The sequence below is a fragment of the Microbacterium sp. 10M-3C3 genome (assembly GCF_003931875.1).
Lineage (GTDB): Bacteria > Actinomycetota > Actinomycetes > Actinomycetales > Microbacteriaceae > Microbacterium.
Genome location: NZ_CP034245.1, coordinates 468784 through 490582, shown reverse-complemented (window position 1 = coordinate 490582; position 21799 = coordinate 468784). Strand labels below are relative to the sequence as shown.

The window sequence follows — 21799 nt, the reverse complement described above, 5'->3', positions numbered from 1 at the left end:
AATGTCGAATTACTACATAAGCAAGATCAGCGCGTCAGATCGCGCGCGATCCGTCGGGCTCCCCGCACCGCGAGCGCGACGGACGTCACGGTCGGGTTGCACGCGGTCGCCGTCGGGATGACCCCGTTGCCGGCGACGTAGAGGCCGTCGACGCCCCACACGCGGCTGTCGGGGTCGCACACGCTCGTGCCGTCGTCGACGACGCCCATGCGCGTCGAGCCCTGGTAGTGCAGGGACGACCCCAGCGGCAGCGTGAACGGGCGCGAGTCGAGCAGATCGCCGACGGCCTCACCGAGGCGGACGATCTCGGCGCGGGCGCGCTCGATCAGGGCGTGGTCGTGGTCGGTGAGCCGGTAATGGATGCGCGGCGCGGGCATCCCGTAGCCGTCGACGTGCTCGTCGTCGAAGACGACGCGGTCGTCGGCCTGCAGATCCTTTGCGCAGAACAGGCCCAGGCCCACGATCGAGCCCGGCACGACGGGGTCGTCCTCGGCGAGTGGGATCGGCGACGCGTCGAGCTGCATCACCTGGCCGTGGAACGGCATGTCGTCGGTGAAGGGCACCCAGCTCACGCCGCTGTGCTCCGCGAGACCGGTCGTCGGTGCATCCGCCCCGAGCGGCTCCACGTCGCGCAGCCGCGCGGCGAAGACGACCTGCGCCTGGTCGTTGAGGTAGCGACCGAGGGCGGCCGGGCGGATGCCCGACGCCCACAGCAGCTGCGGCGTGCGCAGCGCGTCGGCGGCGACGACGACGTACCGCGCGCGCACCTCGTGCGTCTCGCCGGTGCGCAGGTCGCGCACGGCGAGGCCAGCGACACGGCCGCCCTCGAGGAGGACCGAGGTGACCAGCGACTCGTCGTGCAGCTCGAAGTTCGGGTTCGCGCGGGTGACGTCGCCGAGCACGACATCCGATCCCGACCACACCAGCCGGCCGTCCTCGCGGCGATGCGCGGCCAGGGGCATCCGCTGCACGCGGGCCGCGGGGGGCCGCCCCTCGTCGACGACGGCGGCGAGCCGCTCGCGAACGATGGCGCCGAACGGCGCCGCGTCGAACGCGTCCGTCGTCACACCCAGCAGCCGATCGCCCTCGTCGAGCAGCTCGTCGAGGTCGGGGAGGAAGGCGATGCGCTCGCTGCCGCCGGGGCGCGGGCACGCGCCCGTCCAGTGCGCCGACATGCCGCCGACGTTGCTCGACATCGCCGCGACGGGCAGGCCGTCCTCGCCGGGGAAGGCGAAGCCGTCGTCGAGGAGGAACGTGCCCGGACGCGCGGCCCGCACGCCCGCCTTCGCGGCGCCGGGGTTGGCGACCTTCGCGCCGCGCTCCCCCGGGCCCTCCGATGCCGCCTGTGCGCGTGCGCGGGCATCCGGGTCGGCGATGTTCTTGACGTGCGCTCCGGGCGGGTCGGAGATGGTCGGACCCACCTCGAACATCGCGACGGTCGCCTCCGGCGCGCGCTCACTGAGGATGCGCGCATACGCCGCACCGGTGGGACCGCTGCCGACGATCGCGACATCGACCGCGGCGGAGTACTCGCGCACCTCGGTCATGCCGATGCCGCCAACTCGACGATGCGCGCCACCGAGGCGACCGTCTCGGTCGTCGGGTAGTACTCGAGGCCGATCGGGCCGTCGTACCCGCTTGCGCGCAGGATCGCGAAGCGCTCGCTCCAGTCGAGATCGCCCGTTCCAGGCTCACCACGGCCGGGCGCGTCGGCCAGCTGCACGTACTTGACCAGGTCACCGGCGTTCTCGAGCTCGGCCCGCATGTCCTCGCCCTCGACGGCCGAGTGGTAGATGTCGTAGAGCACGCCGAAGAACGGCGAGTCGACGCCGCGTGCGATGTAGACCGCCTCGGACGTGCGGTCCAGCAGCGACCCGGGGTGGTCGACGCGGACGTTCACGGGCTCGAGCACGAGCGTGATGCCCGACCCGTCGATCTGCGCGATGGCTTTCTGGTAGATCTCGACGAGCTTGTCGAGCTGCACCTGCCGCTTCCAGCCGCCGAAGCCCGTGCCGCTGCCGACGACGATGCGCGGGCAGCCGAGGTCCTGCGCGATCGCGACGCCCTCGTCGAGCTTACGGAAGAACTCCGAGTGGTCCCACGGCGGGATCATGAACTGCGTCCGCGGCTCACTCAGCTGCGCCGTGAGCTGCGTGCCGGTCTCCTGCAGCGCGGCCTTGAGCGCCGGCAGGTCCTTGGGCTGGGCGGGCGCGTCGACACCCGTCGGGCCCCACATCTCGACGGCTGTGAAGCCCGCCGCGGCGGCCGCGCGCACACGGTCGTGGTACTCGCCGGCCTCGGTGAAGAGCAGTTCGATGTTGGGAGCGAGCTGGTACATGGTGTCCTTTCGGGGCACGTCGGTCGGCGCATCGGTGGCGATGCGTCGGGGAGCGGGAGTCGTCAGCCCTTCAGGCCGCCGGCGAAACCCTGGATGAAGCGCTTCTGCGCGAAGAGGTAGAACGCGAGGATCGGGATCATCGACACGATGACGATCGCGAAGATCTGGTTCCACGCCGAGACCAGGGAGCCGATGTAGTAGTACATCGCGACCGGAAGGGTCTGGTTGGCCGAGCCGCCGAGGAAGATCAGCGACGTGAAGAAGTCGTTCCACACGATCAGTCCCGCGAGGATCGCCACGGTGCCGGTGGCCGGAGACATGAGCGGGAGCACGACGCGGAAGAAGATCTGCGTGCGGCTCGCGCCGTCGATCGTCGCCGCCTCCTCGTACTCGGTGCCCAGGCCCCGGAAGAACCCGGCGTACAGGAAGATCGACAGCGGCAGCAGCATCCCGGTGTAGAGGATGATCATGCCCCACACCGACCCGGTGAGCCCCAGCGAGCGCCAGCCGATGTACAGCGGCACGGTGCCCAGCTGCGTGGGGAGGATGATCGCGATGAGGAACAGGTAGTACACCGCGCGGCTCCACCGGCGCGTGCTGCGGGCGATGACGTATCCGGTGAGGGAGCCGAGCAGCACCATGAGCAGGATGCTGCCGGCCGTGATCAGCACGCTGTTGACCAGGCCCATCACGACGTTCGAGTTGCCCGTCGCCGTCAGCACCTTCAGGAAGTTGCTGAAGTCGGGCGCCGTGGGCGGCGCGAGCGTCGATGACGTGATGACCTCGCGATCGGACTTCAGCGCCGTCGTGATGAGGAAGTAGAACGGCAGCAGGAAGACGAGTGCGAGGAGCCAGAAGCCGAACTCGCGCAGCCCGGTGAGCTTCGTGTAGCGGAACATGTCAGGACTCCTGTGCGCGGCCGCCGGAGACGCGCTGCTGGATGACGGCGAAGACGAGGATGATGACGGTCAGCAGCAGCGCGAGAGCGGCGCCGTAGCCGAAGTTGCCGAGCGCGAAGGACTGCTTGTACACCTGCGTGGCGAGGTTCTCCGTCGCCCCGGCGGGTCCTCCGCCGGTGAGGGCCATGATCTGGTCGAAGACGCGGAGGCCGTTGACGAGGCCGAGGGTGGTGGCGATCGCCACGGCGGGGCGGATCGACGGCAGGGTCACGTGCCAGAAGCGCTGCCACAGGTTCGCGCCGTCGATCGCGGCGGCCTCCTCGATCTCGACGGGCACCGCGGCGAGGCCGGCCATGTAGATGACCATCGCGAAGCCGGTGTTCTGCCACACGAGCACGACCAGGACCGTCCAGATCGCCCACGTCGGGTCGGCGACCCAGGGCTTGGCGAACTCGCCGAGACCGACCGCGCGCAGAACGAGGTTCAGGGGGCCGTTGAAGTCGAAGATGAACTTCCAGATGTACGACGTGGCCAGCGGGCTCAGCACGACCGGCATGAAGAACAGGACGCGCAGCGCGTAGCGGGTCTTGAGCCCGCGGTTCAGGCCGAGTGCGATCGCGAGACCCGCGATGTTGCTGAGGATGACCGAGCCGAAGGCCAGGAAGAGGGTGTTGTAGAGGGCGCCGAGCTTGGTGGGGTCCTGGAAGATGCGGACGAAGTTGTCGAGACCGATGATCTCGAAGGCGCCGATGCCAGTCCAGTTCGTGAAGGCGAAAAAGCCGCCGATCGAGGTCGCGACGTAGTGGATGCCGATGACGAAGACGATGCCCGGCAGCGCCCACCACCAGTAGCCGAACTTCATCAGACCGGGACGCCGCGGGCTCGGCACGCGGCGCCGGCCGTTCCTCCCCGGCAGGACGACGCGTTCGGTCTCGGTTGCGGCCACGGAGCCGGCGCGGAAGGTGGTGCTCATGTCGTCCTCGTCACGTCATCGTCGGAGAGTCGGTGGAGACCGCCGCCCGGGAGCGCGAGCCCCCGGGCGGCGGCGCGGATCACTGATCCCAGGCCGCGTCCATGCTCTGGAGCACCTGGTCGATCGTGGTCTGACCCGTCAGCAGGCCCTGACCGCCGGTCTGCAGCGCCTCGTACACCGAGGGGTTCGGCCACAGGTTGTTCGGCAGCGGGGTGTACTTCTTCTCCTTGAGCAGGTCGGCGACCGGCTCGTAGATCGTGTCGGTCAGATCGAGCGTCTCGAAGGCCGACACGGGCAGCTCACCGGAGAGCTCGTAGTACCGCTGCTGCGTCTCGGGCTCGGCCATCCACTCCAGGAACGCGTTCGCTGCGTCCTTGTTCTTCGCCTTGGCGTTGATCGAGAGGGTGTAGTTCGAGCTGCCGAGGATGACCTCGTCGCCCGACTCGGACGGGAACGGCTCGACGGCGAAGTCGGCCTCCGGCGGCGCGGCCTTGGAGATCTCCACCGCGGCACCCGACGGGATGAAGCTGCCCACGGACGTTCCCTGGGCGAGGCCGTTCGTGATGGCGTCGAACCCGCCGCCCTCGGCGCCGGCCTGGAAGCAGCCGTTGTCGTTGAGGTCCTTGAACGTCTGCAGCGCGTCCTTCCAGCCGTCGCTGTCGGCGAAGGTCGTGTCGCCGTCGGCGCGCTTCTTGTTCCAGTCGGGGTCCTCGGCGTAGACGCGCGTCGCGGCGATGCCCTGGATCGTCAGCCCCACGTTGGGCCCGGCGGCACCGGCGAGCGCGAGCAGCGACTTGCCCTGGTCCTTGAGCTGGCCGCAGATGTCGTACATCTCGTCCATCGTGGTCGGGAACGTGTCGATGCCGTTCATCTTCGCGGTGCCGAGGCTCGCGACGATCGCGCCGATCGTGAAGTCCAGCGGCTGGCCGTAGACCTTGTCGTCGACGGTGTAGACCGACTCGCTGCCGGGGATGATGAGGCCGGTGGCGGTGTCGCCGAGCGGCTCGAGGAAGCCGGCCTCGGCGAGCGGGATGATGCCGCGCGCGTCGCCCGAGCCGGGCGTGGTCTGGATGACGTCCGAGGCGTTGCCGGCCTGCAGCTGCGTGCGGATCGTCTCGCCGTACTTGTCGTTCGGGGTCGGGTTGGTCGTGATCTTGACGTCGGGGTTCGCCTTCATGTACTCGTCGGCGAGCGTCTGGTACGGGCTCTCGAGGTTGTTGGAGGTCGCGAACGTGAAGGTGAGTTCGCTCGAGCCGCCGTCGCCGGAGCCGCCGGAGTCGCCCCCGGAGCCGCTGCATCCGGCGAAGATCATCGCGCCCGCGAGCGGCAGCGCGATGATCGCGCTCCGGCGGAGCGCCGTGTGTCGGTGCTGTGCCATGTCCAGCCTTTCTGACTTCGTCGTCGCTATCGCCTTCGTGGCGATGTGCTGTGTACACATCCTGACCGAGATGTGTCGAAATCACACATTAGTTTTCGCGATAGTCGACATAAGCCCGGATGGTGCGCCTTCGGCAGCGGGGTCTGCGCATCGACGTCAGCGATGCTGCCTGGGCGCCGCATCCACGGGAGCGATAAACTGGCACGACCCGAACGCCTGCTCCCGGAGGATCACACCGACGTGACCGATCATCTCCTGCTCTCCCGGCTGGATCTGAACCTCCTCGTGTCGCTTGACGCCCTGCTCACCGAGCGCAGCGTCACGCGCGCCGCCGAGCGCCTCCACCTCAGCCAGCCGGCCCTGAGCGCGTCGCTCGCGCGTCTGCGCGTGCACTTCGGCGATCAGATCCTGGCGCGTCGCGGCAACACGTACGAGCTCACGCCCTTCGCCATCCGCCTGACCGAGCACACCACGACGGCGCTGGAGGCCGCACGCCGCGTGTTCGAGAGTCAGGCGACGTGGACGCCGACGCAGTCCACGCGCGAGTTCTCCGTCTACGGCTCCGACTACGGGTTCGCGACCGTCGGCAAGGTGGTCGCGCAGCTGGCCGCAGAGCGCGCCGAGGGCGTGCGGTTCCGCTTCCTCCTGCACAACCCCCTCGTCGTCGACGACGCGGCGAACCGCCTGCGGGCGGTGGACGGCATGATCATCCCCCACGGCTTCCTCGCCGATCTGCCGTACCAGGACCTGTGGACCGACGAATGGGTGGCGCTCGTCGCCGAGGACAACGCGACCGTGGGCGACACGCTCACGATGGAGGACCTCGGTCGCCTGCCGTTCGTGACCAACTACGCCTCGCGGACGGCGTTCACCTCGGTGAGCCGGCAGATCCAGCAGCTCGGCATCGAACCGCACGTCGACGTGGTCGTCGAGAGCTTCCTGTCGATGCCGCACTTCATCACCGGCACCGACCGGATCGGGCTCATCCAGAGCGCGATGCTCCCCACCGCGCTGAGGATCGGCGGTATCCGAGCGGTGTCGCTCCCATTCGCGGCGACACCGCTCGTCAATGCGCTGTGGTGGCATCCGGTCCACAGCCAGGATCCCGAGCACGCGTGGATGCGCGACCTCTTCGCCGAGGCCGGGCGCATCGTCGACGAGGGGCTCCACGCCGACTGAGTCAGGCGGGCCGGCGCATTCCGCGCATCGCGGCGCGGATGAGGTCGTGCTGCCGGCGCACGAGCAGGAGCGGGTCGACCTCGCCGAGCTCGGCGAAGGCGTGCCCCTCCCACTCGCTCGACCAGAATCCGCGGTAGCCGCCGTCGACGAACACCCGCACCAGTTCGGGGTAGTCGATCGCCGGCTCCCGCCCGTTCTCGTCGATGTCGTAGAACTTCGCGTGCACGTGGAGGATCTGGGGCATGATGTCGGCCCACTCGCGCGAATCGACGTGGCCGTGCATGTTGAAGGACAGGTGCGCGAACGCGCCCAGGCGGCCGGGGTCGAAGTCGCGGCCGCGCAGGTAGCCGAGGAACTCCTGCTGGCGCTCCTGCATCGTCGCGTCGGTCGCCCAGATGCGCTGCAACGTGTCGACGGCCTCGTCGTCGAGTCCCGCGCGTCGCACGGCGCGCAGCAGCGTCGGCGACATGGCGTGCATCGTCGAGGAGAAGTCGGCAACGAAGCCGAGGAGCGGCGAGTCCAGCTCCGCGTAGGTCTCGCGCACCTTCAGGATCGGCTCGGCGTTGGGGCCGAGCGGGGCGTGGATCTCGTACGCCAGCTTCAGCTCGAGCTCCTCGGCGATCGGCAGCAGCCGCCGCAGCAGGTCGGGCTTGGCGCTCTGGATGCGCACGAGCGGGAATCCGAGCTGCTTCGCGCCGCGGAACATCAGCTCGCTGAAGGCGAACTCCTCGTCGGGCGTCATGTCGCGGTCGCGGCGGCGACCCATGTCGAGGTTCGCCCCGAACGAGCTCGCGACGAAGCCGTGCCGGTCGAACGCCTCGCGCCACAGGCGGACGAAGTCGTCGGTGACCACGGGGTAGGTGGGCACCATCTGCGAGGCGACGATCTCGATGCCGGGGCCGATGCCGAGCTCGGCGACGCGGTCGAGGAGGCCGTCGAAGTCGAACCAGCCGGCGCGGAACTCGGCGCTCGCCGAGTACAGCGTCAGGCCGAGGCGGAACGGATCCTCGTCGGAGGCGGCGGGCGGCGGCGGCACATCGCGGACGAGCACCGGCGCCGGCGCATCCGCGTCGACGACCGTCAGCGAGCGGACGTCGTGCACGACGTTCGGGACGTACATCCCGGGGCCGCCGTCGGCGCCGGGCGCGATCTGCATGTACGGCAGGCGCAGCACGCCGTGAAGCACCACGTCGTGCGTCTCGCCGAGGACCGCGGGGGCCGGACGGCGGACGATCAGCAGCGGATGCTCCTGCAGGAACCACAGCGTCTCGCTCTGCGCGGGCAGCTCGTCGAGGCGGTACCTGCTGCCGCGGTGCTCGAAGCGGATGTCGTCGGCGGGCACGGGGGCGCCGTCGAGGGTGAGCTCGAGGCTCGTGACCGACGACAGCCACAGGCTGCGGTACCACGGGATCGTCAGCCGCAGCGCGAGCCCGTCCGGGTGGGGCCGGAGGCTGTCGTCGTGGAGGAGTCCGTTGGACATGCGCGTCTCTCCTCAGATCCGGTCGGCGATCTGCCTCATGAGCGAGTGCTGGCGGCGCACCTGCTCGATCGAGCGCCACGGGATGCGCTCCCCCTCGTATTCGCTCGACAGGTATCCGGTGTAGCCGGCCTCCTTGAGCGCCTTCAGCACCGGCTCCCACGGGATCTGCTGGTCGACCAGCTCGTCGTCGATGTCGTGGAACTTCGCCTGGATGAACACGACGTGATCGATCACGTCGAAGACGTCGGCGGGGTCGACGTGGATGCCGTCGAGGAAGGCGGGTCGACGGCCGGGCAGCTCGCCGGGCTTGAGCGGGATGGGCCGGTCCTGGAAGATGCCGGTGTCCAGCAGCAGCCCGAAGTGCTTCGTGCCGGTGCGCGTGATCAGCGCGATGTAGTCGTCGACGACCTCGTGCTTGATCGGCGTGGGCGAGTGGATCTCGGGGCAGATGACGACGTCGAGCTCCTCAGCGAGCGGCAGGGACGCCTCGACGACCTCGGTCCAGATCGGGTGCGGGATGAGGTCGCTCGAGACGACGCCGATCTTCGGACGCACGAAGCGGAAGCCCAGGCGCTTGGCCAGACGCAGGTCGCGCTGGAGCGCCGCGGCGCCCTCCTCGACGGTCATGTCGCGCGCGTTCTCGCCGCTGGAGTGCAGGCGGGTGTCGATCCATGAGCCGAAGTTGGTCGGCTCGAGACCGTACTTCTCCAGCAGCGCGAACCACTCGTCGACCCACTCCTGCGGCGGGTTCGGGTAGTTGGGCACGTGGCCCTCGCCGAGGATCTCGACACCCGTGGCGCCGAGGTCGGCGATCGAGCGCAGCGCCGTCTCGAGGTCCATGACGGTGCCGTAGTCGGTCATGTAGCTGTAGAGCGACACGCCGTAGCGGAAGGGCGCGCCCTCGGCCTCGGGCGCGAGGGTCACGAGCTTGGTGACCTCGTAGCGGCTCGGCTGGTGCTCCTGCGGGATGTACGACATCCGCAGCCGCAGGTCGATGGACAGCTCGTGGATGCCGTCGGGAAGGCCCCCGGGCAGCGGCACGGTGATGATCGCGGCGTCCTCGAGCGGCCAGCGCACGCCGTCGGAGTCCCACAGCTGCTGCAGGGTGTACTGCGCGCCCTGCAGCGTCCACCGCGGGACGTCGGGCGCGACGTCGACGAGGCCCGGGATGCGCACGCCGATGCCGTCGATGAGGGACGCTGCCATGCCGCGGTACGACGGCATCCGCACGCGGAACTGGAAGCCGGTGATCTCACCGCCCTCGCGGACGTTGCGGAATCCGACGGACTGGATGAGGTCTCTTTCGAGAAGCATCGTCGCTCGCTCTCTGGTGCGGTGCGCGGCGGAGAGCCGCGTCGCGCCCGAGTCTAGCGTATCCGCCGGAATGCGACAGAAGCTCGTCGCATTCCGGCGGATGGGCAGCCAAGCCCGGCTCAGGACGGGACGACGTCGACGTCCGCCGGCGTCTGCGCCGCCGCATCCGCCCGGGCCCCGCCCAGCGCGAAGCCGGTCGCCACGGCGACGATCGCGGCCGCGATCCCGATGACGCCCACCGCCGCGGGCAGGGCGCCCACGGCGGCCGCGACCGCGCCGACGAGGATCGGGGTGAGGAACTGCCCGAGGAAGAACGCCGCGGTCCACAGCCCCGTGACCCGCCCGCGCTCGGCGAACACGGTCGTCGCCACGATCCAGCGCAACATGGAGGGAAGGAGCAGACCGGAGCCGAAGGACGCGATGATCGCGCCGGCGACGACCCCCGGCACCGCCGGGACGATCCAGATGACGATCATGCCGACCGCCTGGAGGGCGAAGGCGACGGGGATCAGGCGCAGGTCGATGCGGCGCACGAGACGGGCGAAGAGGATGCCGCCGATCGCGGTCGCCAGGGACGCCACCGCGGCGACCGCCCCGATCACGGCGGTGTCGGTCGCGGCCACGCCGGCGCCCACCACGAGATAGCTGACCTCGATGATGATGACGTAGAACGTGAAGCCCGCGAAGACGCCGACGAGCAGGCGCACGCCGATGCGACGCCACGGGATCGGAGTGCGTTCGGCCGACTCGGCCGCGCGCGCCCCCGCCGCCGACCGCGGCTCCCACAGCACGAAGATCATGGGGATCGCGATGAGCACGCTGATCGCGTAGACCCAGAACGGCGTGTGCCATCCACCCGCACCCAGCGCACCGCCCAGGGCGATGAACACGGTGGCCGCGAGCGTCGTCGTCACCGTCTGCGCCGCGAGGTAGCGGTTGCGCCGCTGTCCCTGGAAGTAGTCGACGATCAGCGCCGTGCACACCGTCATGATGGCCGCCTCGCAGATGCCCACCAGCACACGGCTCACGAGGATCTCGGTGAGCCCCTCCATCCAGGCGGGAGCGGTGCCCACCAGCGCGTACGCGAACATCGCGACGATCACCAGCGTCTTGCGCCCGACGCGGTCGACGATCTGGCCCGCGAACGGCGCCATGAGCGCGATGAACAGCGCGGGGATCGCGACGATCATCGGGACGAGCACCTCTGCTCCGGGGGTGCCGGCGAAGTGCTCGGACAGCTGGGGCAGCACGGGGGTGATCAGCACGGAGCCGAGCACGGGCATGCAGCTGCCGGCGAGCAGCAGGATCCCCTGGAGCGTGCCGGCGCCGTGGGTGCGGTGGGTGGTGGTGGATGCGGACGTCATCGTCAGGCCCCCTCAGGTCTGCCTCGCGCCATCGCGAGAACGCCTCCATTGGACTCTCCGCGGCGAGGCGGGGGAAGCCGGGATCGCTGATCCGCGCATCGACGGGGTCGATGCGCGACGCGTTCAGCGCTCGAGGACGACCGCGAGCCCCTGCCCGACGCCGATGCAGATCGCGACGACCGCGACGCCCGAGCCGCGCCGGGCGAGCTCGTGCGCCGCGCGGCCGATGACCCGGCCGCCCGACGCACCGAGCGGGTGCCCGATCGCGATCGCACCGCCGTTCTCGTTGAGGTGCGCGGGGTCGAGCTCGGTCCACAGCTTCTGGCATGCGAGCGACTGCGCCGCGAACGCCTCGTTGAGCTCGACGAAGTCGACGTCGGCCCACGTGCGCCCGGCGCGGGCGAGAGCCCGGTTGGCCGCTTCGACCGGCGCGACGCCGAAGACATCCGGATCGTTCCCGAACGCCGCGCGCCCGGCGATCCGCGCGAGCGGCTCGCCCTCGAGCACGCCCTCGCCCGCGAGGAGCACCGCAGAGGCGCCGTCGTTGATCGGGGAGGAGTTGCCCGCCGTCACCGTGCCGCCCTCGCGGCGGAACGCGGGCTTGAGCCCGGCGAGCACCTCGACGCTCGTGTCGTCGCGGATGCCCTCGTCGCGCGCGAGCTCGTGCCCTTCGACCTGCACGATCTCGCCGTCGAAGCGGCCGTCGGCCCACGCCGCCGCGGCGAGCCGGTGGCTGCGGGCAGCGAATGCGTCCTGCTCCTCGCGCGTGATGCCGTAGATGTCGGCGAGCTTCTCCGCGCTCTCGCCGTTGGAGATCGTCCATTCCTTCGGCAGGCGCGGGTTGACCATGCGCCAGCCGATCGACGTGTTCCACATCGTCTGGTTCGCGGCCGGGAAGGGACGCGGGCTCTTCTCGATCACGAAGGGCGCACGGGTCATCGACTCGACGCCGCCCGCCAGGACGATGTCGGCGTCGCCCGCCTCGATCGCGCGCGAGCCCTGGATGACGGCCTCGAGCGACGAGCCGCACAGGCGGTTGACCGTGACGCCCGGCACCGACGTCGGGAAGCCCGCGAGCAGCAGCGCCATGCGCGCCACGTCGCGGTTGTCCTCGCCGGCCTGGTTGGCGTCGCCGAAGATCACGTCGTCGATGCGGGCGGGGTCCAGGCCCGCGCGCTCGACGGCGGCGGCCATCACGACGGCGGCGAGATCGTCGGGCCGGACGTCGGCGTAGGCCTTGCCGTGCCGCGCGAACGGCGTGCGGACGGCGTCGTAGACGAAGCTGGCGACCATGTCAGTTCCCTTCCGGAGCGGGCGGGAGCGCGAGGCCGAGCAGGGCCTCGATCTCCTCGCGCGAATTGTCGCCGAACAGCTCCCGGATGCGGAAGCCATCGGGCGTGACGTCGAAGACGCCGTGGTCGGTGTAGACCCGGGAGACGCAGCCGACGCCCGTGAGCGGGTACGTGCACGTCGCGACGAGCTTGGGCGAGCCGTCCTTCGTGAGCAGGTCGGTCATGACGTACACGTCCTTCGCGCCGATCGCGAGATCCATCGCCCCGCCGACGGCGGGGATCGCGCCCGGCTCGCCCGTCGACCAGTTGGCGAGGTCGCCCGTGCTCGACACCTGGAACGCGCCGAGCACGCACACGTCGAGGTGGCCGCCGCGCATCATCGCGAACGAGTCGGCGTGGTGGAAGAACGCGGCGCCGGCGAGGGCCGTGACGGGCTGCTTGCCCGCGTTGATGAGGTCGGGGTCGATGCGGTCGGCGTCCGGCGCCGGCCCCATCCCGAGCATCCCGTTCTCGGTGTGCAGGATGATCTCGAGCCCCTCGGGCAGGTAGTCGGCGACGAGGGTCGGCGCCCCGATGCCGAGGTTCACGACGGCTCCCTCGGGGATGTCGGCGGCGACGCGGGCCGCGAGGTCGCGGCGGGACACGCGGGTGGTCATGCGGATGCTCCGTCCTCGGCCTGCGGCCGGCCCTCGATGTCGACGCCGCCGACGAACGCCCCGTCGTGCAGCCACGCGCGCTCCCCCACCGCGACGACGCGGTCGACGTACAGTCCGGGGGTGACGACGGCCTCGGGATCGAGGGTGCCGAGCGGCACGATCTCATCGACCTGCGCGATCGTCGTGCGCGCGGCCGCCGCCATGATCGGGCCGAAGTTGCGTGCGGTCTCGCGGAAGACGAGGTTGCCCCACCGATCGGCGCGGTACGCGCTGATGAGCGCCGCATCCGCGTGGATCGGGTACTCCAGGACGTAGTCGCGCCCGTCGATGCGCCGCGTCTCCTTGCCCTCGGCCAGCTGCGTGCCGTAGCCGGTGGGCGTGAAGAACGCACCGATGCCGGCACCGGCGGCGCGGATGCGCTCGGCGAGGTTGCCCTGCGGCACGAGCTCGAGCTCGACCTCGCCGGCACGGTAGAGCCGGTCGAAGACCCACGAGTCGTGCTGGCGCGGGAACGAGCAGATCATCTTGCGCACCTGCCCGGCGGCGAGGAGCGCGGCAAGTCCGGTGTCGCCGTTGCCCGCGTTGTTGTTCACCACCGTGAGGTCGCGTGCGCCGTGCGCGATGAGGGCGTCGATGAGCTCGACCGGCTGTCCGGCCCGGCCGAAGCCCCCGATGAGCACGGTCGCGCCGTCCTCGATGCCCGCGACCGCGGTCGCGACGTCGGGCACGGTCTTGTCGATCATCCGCCGCTCCTTCACGTGCAGGCTATGTCCGATGTTCGCTATGCGAACGCTCGTACGCTTTACGCACATTCTACGTCCGCTGGGTTCGTCGCGCCACCCCTCGGCGGGCGTGCGTCAGACGAGGCGGATATCGGCGTCGACCGCCGCGGCCGCGTCGCGGAGCGCGGGCAGGCACGCGTCGCGCCACGCCGCGGCATCGCCGCGCGCGCTCGCCGAGACGTTCAGGGCGGCGACGACCGACCCGTCGCGGCCGTGCAGCGGCGCGGCGAGGGAGCGCAGGCCCTGCTCGAGCTCGCCGTCGACGAGCGCCCAGCCCTGCGCGCGCACGGCGTCGAGCTCGGCCGCGAGCACGTCGAGGTCGGTGCGTGTGCGCGGGGTCAGGGCCTCCGGATGCGACGCCTCGATGACCGCGCGGGAGTCCTGGGGCGGCAGCGCCGCGAGGAGCACGCGGCCCATGCTCGTGGCATACGCGGGGAAGCGCGTGCCGATCGTGATGCCGACGCTCATGATGCGGCGCGTCGGCACGCGTGCGATGTAGACGATGTCGGCGCCGTCGAGCACGGCCGATGACACGCTCTCGTCGACCTCTCGCGACAGCCGCTCGAGGTGGGGCTGCACGATCGCCGGGAGCGATAGCGCGGACAGGTAGCTGAAGCCGAGCTCGAGCACGCGCGGGGTGAGCGCGAAGGCGCGTCCGTCGGCGCGGACGTAGCCGAGTGACTCGAGCGTGTGGAGGAACCGGCGGGCCGCGGCGCGGGTAAGGCCCGTGCGGCGGGCGACGTCGCTGAGGGTCAGCGCGGGGTTCTCGGCGTCGAAGGCGCGGATGACGGCGAGCCCGCGGGCGAGCGACTGGACGAACTCGCCCGCACCGTTCTCGCCTTCGCTCACCGGCTCACCCTATCGGCGGGGGTCAGAGCTCGTCGGCGAGGACGTCGTTCGCGATGCGGTACGCGGTGTTGGCGGCGGGGACGCCGGAGTAGATCGCGGACTGGAGGATGACCTCGCGGATCTCGTCGACCGTCAGGCCGTTGCGCCGCGCGGCGCGCACGTGCATCGCGAACTCCTCGTGGTGCCCGTGCGCGATGAGCGAGCTCAGCACGGCGACCGACCGCGAGCGGCGGTCGAGCCCCGGCCGAGACCACACGTCACCCCACGCGACGCGCGTGATGAAGTCCTGCCAGTCCGCGGTGAGCGGCGTCGCCGCAGCCGTCGCGCGGTCGACGTGCGCGTCGGAGAGCACCTCGCGACGCACCGCCATCCCCTGGTCGTAGCGCTCCTCGTCGGTGAGCCCCTGTCCGTCGGGTCGGGTCATGCCGCCTCCTCCTCGATGACGCGGTCGAAGAACGCGCGCAGCATCCGGGCCGTCTCCTCGGGCTGCTCGGCCGGGGGCAGGTGCCCGGCGTCGTCGATGCGGGCGGATGCGCCGTGCTGCACGCCGCGCGCGATCTTCTCCGCCTTCGCCTCGGGGGCGACGGCGTCGGCCGCGCCCCACACCGCGAGGATCGGCACCGCGATCTCGCCGAGGCGGTCGCGCACGTCGTACGCGGCGAGCGCCTCGCAGCAGCGGGCGTAGCTGTCGTCGTCGGCGTCCTGCAGCGCGTGCAGGAGCCGCCCGCTGATCTCGGGCCGCCGCGCCATCGAGTCGGGCGCGAACCAGCGCTGCGCCGACCCGATGATGAGGCTCGACGTGCTCTGCGTGCGCGCCTGCGCGGCCCGGTCGGCCCACGCGGCGGGGTCGCCGAGCTGCGCGCCCGAGGCGAGGATCGCGGCGGCCCGCACCCGCGAGCCGTGACGGAGCGCGAGCTCGAGGCCGGTCGCTCCCCCGAGCGACACCCCGGAATAGAGGAAGGCCGCGTCGGGCGCGGCGTCGGCGACGGCGTCGGCGAGCTCACCCACTGTGAACGCGTCCTCGGCGGGTGCCGACGCGCCGTGCCCGGGGAGGTCCCACGCGGTGACGCGGAAGCGGTCGGCCAGGAGCGGGACGACGTCGTCCCACAGGATCGTCGAGGTGCCCAGCGACGGGCCGAGGACCACGAGCGGCGCGTCGGCCGGCCCGACGGGCGCGGTCAGGGCGAGGGCCGGGACGGTCATGCGGGGTCCTCCTCGAGGTCGGCGAACCGCGGCGCGAGGCCGAGGTAGCCGGCCGGGTCCAGGAGTGCGTCGACGTCGAGGCCGGCGGCCTCGGGGAGCGCGCGCACGTGCGCGGCGAGGTCGCCGTCGGCGGCGACGAGCTCGGTGAAGCGGCTCGCCCCGATGAGCGGCACGAGCACGCCCCGCAGCCGCTCGCTCACGATGCGACCGCCGGTGAGCGCGAGGTTGCGCGCGACGGCGTCGGGATGCAGCGTCAGTCCGCGCGCGACATCGCCGGCCGCGTGCGCGGCTCCCAGGAGCAGGCGGGCGAGCTCGCGCAGCGCGGGCCACTCCGCGTGCCACGCGCCGTCGGGGCGCTCGTCGACGGCGTTCGCCGCGGCGGCGTGGACGGTGGCGCCGAGGAACGGTGCGCGCAGCGCCGCCGCCCGGATGACGACGGAGGCGACGGGGTTGGCCTTCTGCGGCATCGCCGACGAGCCGCCGGCGGACGGCTCGGAGAGCTCGCCGATCTCGGTGCGGCCGAGCGTCGCGACGTCGGCGGCGACGACGCCGAGCGCATCGAGGGCCTGCACGAAGGCGTCGGCGAGCTCGGTCAGCGGCCAGCGCTGCGTGTGCCACGGCGCATCCGGGGTCTGCAGTCCCAGCTCCGCGGCGTACGCGCCGGGCAGCGCCGCGGCGGTGTCGTCGCCGACGTCGGCGACGACCGCCGAGAGCGTACCGGCGGCGCCGCCCAGCTGCGCAGGCAGGGCGTCGCGCGCGGCGCGGACGCGGGAGGCTGCTCGCCGGATGCCGCGGACCCACCCTGCTGCGCGAGCGCCGACCGTCGTCGGCACGGCGTGCTGCGTGAGGGTGCGTGCGGCGGCCGGCACGTCGCGGTGGGCGCGCGCGAAAGCGGTCAGCCCGTCGACGGCGCCGTCGAGGTCGACGACGATGGCGTCCGCCGCGCGCGCGAGGACGAGCACGAGCGCGGTGTCGGAGATGTCCTGGCTCGTCGCGCCACGGTGCACCCACGCCCGGGCGTCGGCGGGCACGCGGTCGCGGACGGGTGCGACGAGGGGGATGACGGGGTTGCCGCCGGCCACCCCGGCCGCGGCGAGCGCGTCGGCGTCGATGCCGTGGCCGCGGCAGCCCGCGCGCGGTCCCTGCCACCCGAGCGCGTCCGACACGGCCTCCGCGACACCGCGGGGCGCGACGCCGACCGCGGCGTAGGCGCGCACGAGGGCGACCTCGGCCGCCACGAGCGCGTCGACGACCGCCGCATCCGAGACCGTCGCGTCGTGGCCGCGCGATCCCGGCGAGAGGACCCCGACGTCGAACGGCTCAGAAGGCAAGGAAGACGGTCTCCTTCTCGCCCTGCAGGTGGATGTCGTGACGGAGGTGACCGTCGGGCGTGCGGGTCGCGACGAGAGTAGCGCGTTCCCCCGCATCGAGCGAGGACAGCAGCGGGTCGGCGTCGAGCACGTCGTCGGCGGCCGGCACGTAGATGCGCGTGTGCAGCTTGTCGGGCAGGCCGCGGGCGAAGACGACCGCGGCGAAGAACGCCGCGCCGCCGGCGGAGCCGGGTTCGCGGGTCCAGAACTCGAAGTGGCCGTCGTCGTCGGTGAAGGCGCGGCCGAAGCCCGTGAACGTGTGGTCGTCGCGGCGCCGCGCGCCCCGCGCGCGCGACACGGTGCCGTCGGCGTCGGCGCCGAAGATCTCCACGACCGCGTCCGGCACCGGCGCTCCCGCGCCGTCGTACACGGTGCCGCCGAGCACGATCGCGCCGGGCGAGTGGGGGAAGACGACCTCGTGCATCTTCGGGTAGGCCAGGCCGAACGCGAAGAACGGTCCGACCGTCTGGCCGGGCGTCGCGGCGTGCGTCTTCGCGGGGGTCTCGTTCGCAGCCATCAGGCCTCCTCGGGCTCGAAGTAGGTGGCGTCGGGACCGTCGACGACGATGTCGAAGCGGTAGCCGGTGGACCATTCCGGCGACGTCAGGTCGTGGTCGTACACGCCGACGAGGCTGTCGCGGTCCTTCTGCCGCCAGATCGTGTTGTAGATCGGGTCGAGCGCGAACAGCGGGTCGCCCGGGAAGTACATCTGCGTGACGAGCCGGTGTGTGAACGACGAGCCGAAGATCGAGAAGTGGATGTGCGCGGGCCGCCACGCGTTGACGTGGTTCTTCCACGGGTACGGGCCCGGCTTGATCGTCGTGAACAGGTACTCGCCGTTCGCGTTCGTCACCGTGCGCCCGGCGCCGGTGAAGTTCGGGTCCAGCGGAGCCGGGTGCTGGTCGCGCTGGTGGATGTAGCGCCCCGCGGCATTGGCCTGCCAGATCTCGATGAGCTGGTTCGCGACCGGCCGCCCCCATGAGTCGAGGAGGCGCCCGCGCACCGTCATGCGCTCGCCGAGCGGCTCGCCGGCGTGCTGGAGGGTGAGATCGGACTCGATCGCCGCGACGTCGCGCTGGCCGAACGCCGGCGAGAGCAGCTCGATCGTCTCGGGGTCGACGAGCTTGGGGTTCTTCGTCGGGTGGCGCAGGATGCTCGAGCGGTACGGCGCGAAGTCGTAGACCGACGCGCGGAGGGATGCGCCCGCCGCCTCCTCGGCCTCGAGCTCGGCATGGCGGGCCCGGATCTCGGCGGTGATCTCGTTCTGCGACGCCTGGTCGGGCGCTGCCAGCAGCGCCTCGGGGGCGACGTGAGGCTCGGACATGGGTCTCCTTCGACACGGGACGACGCCCGGGCGCGCCGGACGTGACACCATCGTGCGCCCGCATCCGGCCCTCTCCGCCGCTTGTCCCGCTGAATGGGATTCCTCTCGCGCGCGTGGCAAGCTGGGCGCGTGGCCAACTCCCCCACCGGCGACTCGGTGACCGACCGGCTGGTGCGCATCCTCGAGACGTTCACACCGACGCGCACCGCACAGACGACCGCCGACATCGGCCGGCGCGCGGGACTGCCGCGCTCGACCGCGCACCGCATCGTCAACGAGCTCGTCGACGCGGGGCTGCTCGAGCGCGACGACGAACGACGCGTGCGGATCGGGATGCGGCTGTGGGAGCTCGCGACCCGCTCGTCGCACGCCCTCCGGCTGCGGCAGGCCGCGCTGCCGTACATGGAGCGCGTGCAGGTGCGCGTGCGCGAGCACACCCAGCTCGCGATCCTCGAGCAGGACGAGGCACTGTTCCTCGAGCGCCTCAGCGCTCCCGAATCGGGCGCGAATGTCACGCGGGTCGCGGGTCGCCTGCCCGTGCACGCGTCGTCATCGGGACTCGTGCTGCTGGCGTTCGGACCGCGCGACCTGCAGGAGCGCGTGCTCGCGCGCGCCCTCCCGCGCGTGACGCCCGCGACGCTCGTCGAACCCGCGGCCCTGCGGCGCAAGCTCGCCGAGATCCGCACGCTCGGCCACGCGATCGCCCCCGGATACGTCGACGAGGTGTCGACCGGCGTCGCCGTGCCGGTGCGCGACGAGACCGGCGCGGTGATCGCGGCCCTGTCGGTCGTGCTGCCGCGCGACGCCGAGACGCAGTTCGCCCTCGTCGAGCTGCACCGCGCCGCGCGCGACACCGAGCGCGCGCTGGGCTATCAGCGCTGATCGGTCCCGATCAACGGGAATCCGTCGGCGTGGGTGGGCCTCGAGCGGGCACGCTCGGAGCGTTCCGTCGAAGGAGACGCCATGACCACCACCCGCACCCGCGTCGCGATCGTGGGCGCCGGCCCCGCCGGCCTCCTGCTGTCGCACCTGCTCGCCGCGTCCGGCATCGAGTCGATCGTCATCGACTCCCGCACGCGCGAGGAGATCGAGACGACGATCCGCGCCGGCATCCTCGAGCAGGGCACGGTCGAGATCCTCACCGCGTCCGGCGCATCCGATCGCGTGCTCACCGTCGGGCACCGGCACGACGGCATCGAGCTGCGTTTCGCGGGCGAAGGGCACCGCATCGACTTCCCGTCCCTCGTCGGCCGGTCGGTATGGCTCTACCCGCAGCACGAGGTGCTGAAAGACCTCGTCGCCGCGCGCCTCGCCGGCGGGCAGGACCTGCGCTTCGGCGTGACGGCCGAGCGCGTCGATGACGCCGAGTCGGCGCATCCGCGGATCATCGCGCGCGAAGCGGACGGCACCGAGCTCGTCATCGAGGCCGACGTCGTCGTCGGCGCCGACGGCTCCCGCAGCGTCGCCCGCGCGGCCGTGACCGGGTCGTCGACCGGCGGGTACTTCCGCGAGTACCCGTTCGCGTGGTTCGGCATCCTGTGCGAGGCACCGCCGAGCTCCGACGAGCTCATCTACAGCAACTCCCCCGAGGGCTTCGCGCTCATCAGCCAGCGATCGGCGACCGTGCAGCGCATGTACTTCCAGTGCGATCCCGACACCGACACCGCCGCCTACAGCGAGGCCGAGCTGTGGGACGCGCTGCAGAAGCGCGTGCCGGGCACGACGCTCAAGGAGGGCCCGATCTTCCAGCGCGACGTGCTGCGATTCCGCAGCTTCGTCGCGCACGAGCTGCGCCGCGGCCGCGTCGTGCTCATCGGCGACGCGGCGCACACCGTGCCGCCGACCGGCGCGAAGGGCATGAACCTCGCCGTCGCCGACGTGATCGTGCTCGAGAAGGCGCTGCGGGCGCTGCTGCTCGACGGCGACGAGCGCCTGCTCGACGCCTTCCCCGCGACCGCGCTGTCGCGCATCTGGAAGGCGCAGCACTTCTCGTGGTGGATGACGAGCATGCTGCACGTCGCGCGGGATGCGTCGGACTTCGACCGTCGACGCCAGCTCGGCGAGCTGCGCAGCGTCGTGGAGTCCGAGGCCGGCCAGACCTACCTCGCCGAGGCGTACACCGGCTGGCCGCTCTGACGCCCGCGCCGGCGGCGGCTTGGCGGTGCATCCGCCCCCGCCGGGCGCGGAATTCAGGCTGAGAGGCCCTTGCCCCCCGCCCGGCGGCGCCTACACCCCGTTTCCACCTGAATTCTGCGCGCGGCCGGGCGCGGAGTTGCCGGCCGCTGCCGCGGCGATGCCTCCCCGGGCGACGGCGCGCCACGCGCGGAAGCGGCGCAAATTTCAGGCTGCACCGACAATCCGCCGCTTCGCAGCGTCGCGGGGCCCCGGTCCACCTGAATTCTGCGCGGCGGCGGGGCGGGCTCGGGCGGACTCAGGCCGGCTCGAACGCGCGCGAGGCGGCCTCGGCGAGTGCGGCCGTGAGCGCGTCGGCCCCGGCGGTGCGCCGGCCGGCGGTCCGCCACACCGCGACGTGCCGCACGAGGCGCGGCGTGAGCTCGCGCACCGCGACGTCGGCACGGCGGTGCGCCGCCATCGACAGGCGCGGCAGCACCGCCGGGCCCTGCCCGACGGCGGCCATCGCCTGCATCAGCACGTAGTCGTCGGTGACCTGCGGATGCAGCGCAGGCCGCACCCCGTGCGCGTCGGCGTGGCGTGTGAAGCGCCGCTGGCACGCGGGGCATCCGGCGATCACCGCGTCGCCCTCGAGGTCGCGCACGTCAACGGCCGCCGCATCCGCCCGCCGGTCGGAGCCGGCGACCACGACGACCATCGCGTCGATGCCGAGCACCGTCGCGCGCGGGTCGCGCGGCGACTCGTCGTGGAAGGTCACCGCGAGGTCGGCATCGCCTGCATCGAGCGCGGCGAGCGCCTCGTCGGGTTCGGCTTCGGCGATGTCGAGCCGCACGGCGTCGCCGCGTGCGGCGAGCGACGCGTGCGCGTCGACGAGGAGTGTCGCGCACGCGGTCGGGAACGCGACGACGCGCACGCGGGGAGCCGCCGCCGCGACGTCGGCGAACCCGGCGCGCGCATGGGCGAGGGTCGCCGCGATGTCGGCGCCGGCGGCCGCCGCGACGAGGCCCGCCTCGGTCAGCTCCACGCCGCGGCCCGCGCGGATGACGAGCGGCGCCCCGATGTGCGCCTCGAGGCGGCGCACGTGCTGCGCGACGGCCGGATGACTCCAGCCGAGCGCCCGCGCCGCGCCCGAGAGCGACCCCGCCCGCGCGATGTGATGCAGCACGACGAGGCTGCGCGGGTCGAGGTCGAGCGGATGGGACATGTAACCGTTCTTACAGGATGACCGAACGAATGTGCACTTCCGCTTACATCCGGATGCGGCGA

General features: G+C 71.8%; 21 protein-coding genes. 3 read left to right on the top strand and 18 right to left on the bottom strand.

The window, feature by feature from the left end; translation table 11 throughout:
* Positions 1 to 26 precede the first annotated feature (26 nt).
* The 5 genes from EI169_RS02240 to EI169_RS02220 all read right to left on the bottom strand — a co-directional run bounded on the left by EI169_RS02240 (position 27) and on the right by EI169_RS02220 (position 5588).
* Positions 27 to 1547 carry a GMC oxidoreductase gene (locus tag EI169_RS02240; RefSeq protein WP_125130601.1) on the bottom strand — a complete coding sequence of 507 codons (1521 nt, stop codon included), beginning with the start codon at positions 1545 to 1547 and terminating at the stop codon, positions 27 to 29.
* Positions 1544 to 2338: a TIM barrel protein gene (locus EI169_RS02235; protein WP_125133283.1), complete on the bottom strand. Its 795-nt coding sequence runs from the start codon at positions 2336 to 2338 to the stop codon at positions 1544 to 1546. Before EI169_RS02235 ends, EI169_RS02240 begins: the two co-directional genes overlap by 4 nt.
* A 62-nt stretch (positions 2339 to 2400) precedes the next feature.
* Complete coding sequence (locus EI169_RS02230; protein WP_125130599.1) at positions 2401 to 3237, bottom strand: carbohydrate ABC transporter permease; 837 nt, start codon at positions 3235 to 3237, stop codon at positions 2401 to 2403.
* Position 3238: 1 nt separating this feature from the next.
* Positions 3239 to 4210 carry a sugar ABC transporter permease gene (locus tag EI169_RS02225; protein WP_125130597.1) on the bottom strand — a complete coding sequence of 324 codons (972 nt, stop codon included), beginning with the start codon at positions 4208 to 4210 and terminating at the stop codon, positions 3239 to 3241.
* A 79-nt stretch (positions 4211 to 4289) separates the two neighbouring features.
* The gene (locus EI169_RS02220) at positions 4290 to 5588 is read right to left on the bottom strand and encodes an extracellular solute-binding protein (protein ID WP_125130595.1); all 1299 of its coding nucleotides are present in this window, start codon (positions 5586 to 5588) and stop codon (positions 4290 to 4292) included.
* Between the two features lie 240 nt (positions 5589 to 5828).
* Between EI169_RS02220 and EI169_RS02215 the strand changes: the two genes are divergently transcribed.
* Positions 5829 to 6767, top strand: a complete 939-nt coding sequence (locus tag EI169_RS02215) for a LysR family transcriptional regulator (RefSeq protein ID WP_125130593.1) — start codon at positions 5829 to 5831, stop codon at positions 6765 to 6767.
* A gap of 1 nt (position 6768) precedes the next feature.
* Here EI169_RS02215 and EI169_RS02210 read toward each other — a convergent pair whose 3' ends face one another.
* The 12 genes from EI169_RS02210 to pcaH all read right to left on the bottom strand — a co-directional run bounded on the left by EI169_RS02210 (position 6769) and on the right by pcaH (position 18400).
* On the bottom strand, positions 6769 to 8247 hold the full coding sequence (locus EI169_RS02210) for a DUF6379 domain-containing protein (protein WP_125130591.1): 1479 nt from the start codon (positions 8245 to 8247) through the stop codon (positions 6769 to 6771).
* A 12-nt stretch (positions 8248 to 8259) separates the two neighbouring features.
* A complete protein-coding gene (locus tag EI169_RS02205) occupies positions 8260 to 9561 on the bottom strand; it encodes a DUF6379 domain-containing protein (protein ID WP_125130589.1) in 1302 nt (433 codons plus the stop codon).
* 119 nt (positions 9562 to 9680) lie between these two features.
* Entirely contained in the window at positions 9681 to 10925 is a 1245-nt protein-coding gene (locus EI169_RS02200; protein ID WP_125130587.1) for an MFS transporter, read from the bottom strand.
* Between the two features lie 123 nt (positions 10926 to 11048).
* The gene (locus EI169_RS02195; RefSeq protein ID WP_125130585.1) at positions 11049 to 12218 is read right to left on the bottom strand and encodes a thiolase family protein; all 1170 of its coding nucleotides are present in this window, start codon (positions 12216 to 12218) and stop codon (positions 11049 to 11051) included.
* Position 12219: 1 nt separating this feature from the next.
* Entirely contained in the window at positions 12220 to 12873 is a 654-nt protein-coding gene (locus EI169_RS02190) for a 3-oxoacid CoA-transferase subunit B (RefSeq protein WP_125130583.1), read from the bottom strand.
* Positions 12870 to 13616, bottom strand: a complete 747-nt coding sequence (locus EI169_RS02185) for a 3-oxoacid CoA-transferase subunit A (RefSeq protein ID WP_125130581.1) — start codon at positions 13614 to 13616, stop codon at positions 12870 to 12872. The genes EI169_RS02190 and EI169_RS02185 overlap by 4 nt, the downstream gene beginning before the upstream one ends.
* A gap of 114 nt (positions 13617 to 13730) precedes the next feature.
* Positions 13731 to 14504: an IclR family transcriptional regulator C-terminal domain-containing protein gene (locus EI169_RS02180; RefSeq protein ID WP_125130579.1), complete on the bottom strand. Its 774-nt coding sequence runs from the start codon at positions 14502 to 14504 to the stop codon at positions 13731 to 13733.
* Between the two features lie 22 nt (positions 14505 to 14526).
* Positions 14527 to 14928 carry a 4-carboxymuconolactone decarboxylase gene (gene pcaC, locus EI169_RS02175; RefSeq protein ID WP_125130577.1) on the bottom strand — a complete coding sequence of 134 codons (402 nt, stop codon included), beginning with the start codon at positions 14926 to 14928 and terminating at the stop codon, positions 14527 to 14529.
* The gene (locus tag EI169_RS02170) at positions 14925 to 15707 is read right to left on the bottom strand and encodes an alpha/beta fold hydrolase (protein ID WP_125130576.1); all 783 of its coding nucleotides are present in this window, start codon (positions 15705 to 15707) and stop codon (positions 14925 to 14927) included. The genes pcaC and EI169_RS02170 overlap by 4 nt, the downstream gene beginning before the upstream one ends.
* Positions 15704 to 17038: a lyase family protein gene (locus EI169_RS02165; RefSeq protein ID WP_240640567.1), complete on the bottom strand. Its 1335-nt coding sequence runs from the start codon at positions 17036 to 17038 to the stop codon at positions 15704 to 15706. The genes EI169_RS02170 and EI169_RS02165 overlap by 4 nt, the downstream gene beginning before the upstream one ends.
* Positions 17028 to 17594: a protocatechuate 3,4-dioxygenase subunit alpha gene (pcaG, locus tag EI169_RS02160; protein WP_125130572.1), complete on the bottom strand. Its 567-nt coding sequence runs from the start codon at positions 17592 to 17594 to the stop codon at positions 17028 to 17030. The genes EI169_RS02165 and pcaG overlap by 11 nt, the downstream gene beginning before the upstream one ends.
* Positions 17594 to 18400: a protocatechuate 3,4-dioxygenase subunit beta gene (gene pcaH / locus EI169_RS02155; protein ID WP_205783860.1), complete on the bottom strand. Its 807-nt coding sequence runs from the start codon at positions 18398 to 18400 to the stop codon at positions 17594 to 17596. The genes pcaG and pcaH overlap by 1 nt, the downstream gene beginning before the upstream one ends.
* A gap of 129 nt (positions 18401 to 18529) precedes the next feature.
* Between pcaH and EI169_RS02150 the strand changes: the two genes are divergently transcribed.
* Complete coding sequence (locus EI169_RS02150) at positions 18530 to 19282, top strand: IclR family transcriptional regulator (RefSeq protein WP_125130570.1); 753 nt, start codon at positions 18530 to 18532, stop codon at positions 19280 to 19282.
* Positions 19283 to 19363: 81 nt separating this feature from the next.
* Positions 19364 to 20536, top strand: coding sequence for a 4-hydroxybenzoate 3-monooxygenase (locus tag EI169_RS02145; protein WP_125130568.1), 1173 nt, complete (start codon positions 19364 to 19366; stop codon positions 20534 to 20536).
* A gap of 295 nt (positions 20537 to 20831) precedes the next feature.
* Here the strand turns inward: EI169_RS02145 and EI169_RS02140 are convergent, their stop codons facing one another.
* Complete coding sequence (locus tag EI169_RS02140; protein WP_125130567.1) at positions 20832 to 21737, bottom strand: LysR family transcriptional regulator; 906 nt, start codon at positions 21735 to 21737, stop codon at positions 20832 to 20834.
* Positions 21738 to 21799 lie beyond the last annotated feature (62 nt).

Excerpts from the sequence above, each read along its gene's own strand:
- EI169_RS02240 (WP_125130601.1), bottom strand. The coding sequence starts at position 1,547 with ATGACCGAGGTGCGCGAGTACTCCGCCGCGGTCGATGTCGCGATCGTC.
- EI169_RS02235 (WP_125133283.1), bottom strand. The coding sequence starts at position 2,338 with ATGTACCAGCTCGCTCCCAACATCGAACTGCTCTTCACCGAGGCCGGC.
- EI169_RS02230 (WP_125130599.1), bottom strand. The coding sequence starts at position 3,237 with ATGTTCCGCTACACGAAGCTCACCGGGCTGCGCGAGTTCGGCTTCTGG.
- EI169_RS02225 (WP_125130597.1), bottom strand. The coding sequence starts at position 4,210 with ATGAGCACCACCTTCCGCGCCGGCTCCGTGGCCGCAACCGAGACCGAA.
- EI169_RS02220 (WP_125130595.1), bottom strand. The coding sequence starts at position 5,588 with ATGGCACAGCACCGACACACGGCGCTCCGCCGGAGCGCGATCATCGCG.
- EI169_RS02210 (WP_125130591.1), bottom strand. The coding sequence starts at position 8,247 with ATGTCCAACGGACTCCTCCACGACGACAGCCTCCGGCCCCACCCGGAC.
- EI169_RS02205 (WP_125130589.1), bottom strand. The coding sequence starts at position 9,561 with ATGCTTCTCGAAAGAGACCTCATCCAGTCCGTCGGATTCCGCAACGTC.
- EI169_RS02200 (WP_125130587.1), bottom strand. The coding sequence starts at position 10,925 with ATGACGTCCGCATCCACCACCACCCACCGCACCCACGGCGCCGGCACG.
- EI169_RS02195 (WP_125130585.1), bottom strand. The coding sequence starts at position 12,218 with ATGGTCGCCAGCTTCGTCTACGACGCCGTCCGCACGCCGTTCGCGCGG.
- EI169_RS02190 (WP_125130583.1), bottom strand. The coding sequence starts at position 12,873 with ATGACCACCCGCGTGTCCCGCCGCGACCTCGCGGCCCGCGTCGCCGCC.
- EI169_RS02185 (WP_125130581.1), bottom strand. The coding sequence starts at position 13,616 with ATGATCGACAAGACCGTGCCCGACGTCGCGACCGCGGTCGCGGGCATC.
- pcaC (WP_125130577.1), bottom strand. The coding sequence starts at position 14,928 with ATGACCCGACCCGACGGACAGGGGCTCACCGACGAGGAGCGCTACGAC.
- EI169_RS02170 (WP_125130576.1), bottom strand. The coding sequence starts at position 15,707 with ATGACCGTCCCGGCCCTCGCCCTGACCGCGCCCGTCGGGCCGGCCGAC.
- pcaG (WP_125130572.1), bottom strand. The coding sequence starts at position 17,594 with ATGGCTGCGAACGAGACCCCCGCGAAGACGCACGCCGCGACGCCCGGC.
- pcaH (WP_205783860.1), bottom strand. The coding sequence starts at position 18,400 with ATGTCCGAGCCTCACGTCGCCCCCGAGGCGCTGCTGGCAGCGCCCGAC.
- EI169_RS02145 (WP_125130568.1), top strand. The coding sequence starts at position 19,364 with ATGACCACCACCCGCACCCGCGTCGCGATCGTGGGCGCCGGCCCCGCC.
- EI169_RS02140 (WP_125130567.1), bottom strand. The coding sequence starts at position 21,737 with ATGTCCCATCCGCTCGACCTCGACCCGCGCAGCCTCGTCGTGCTGCAT.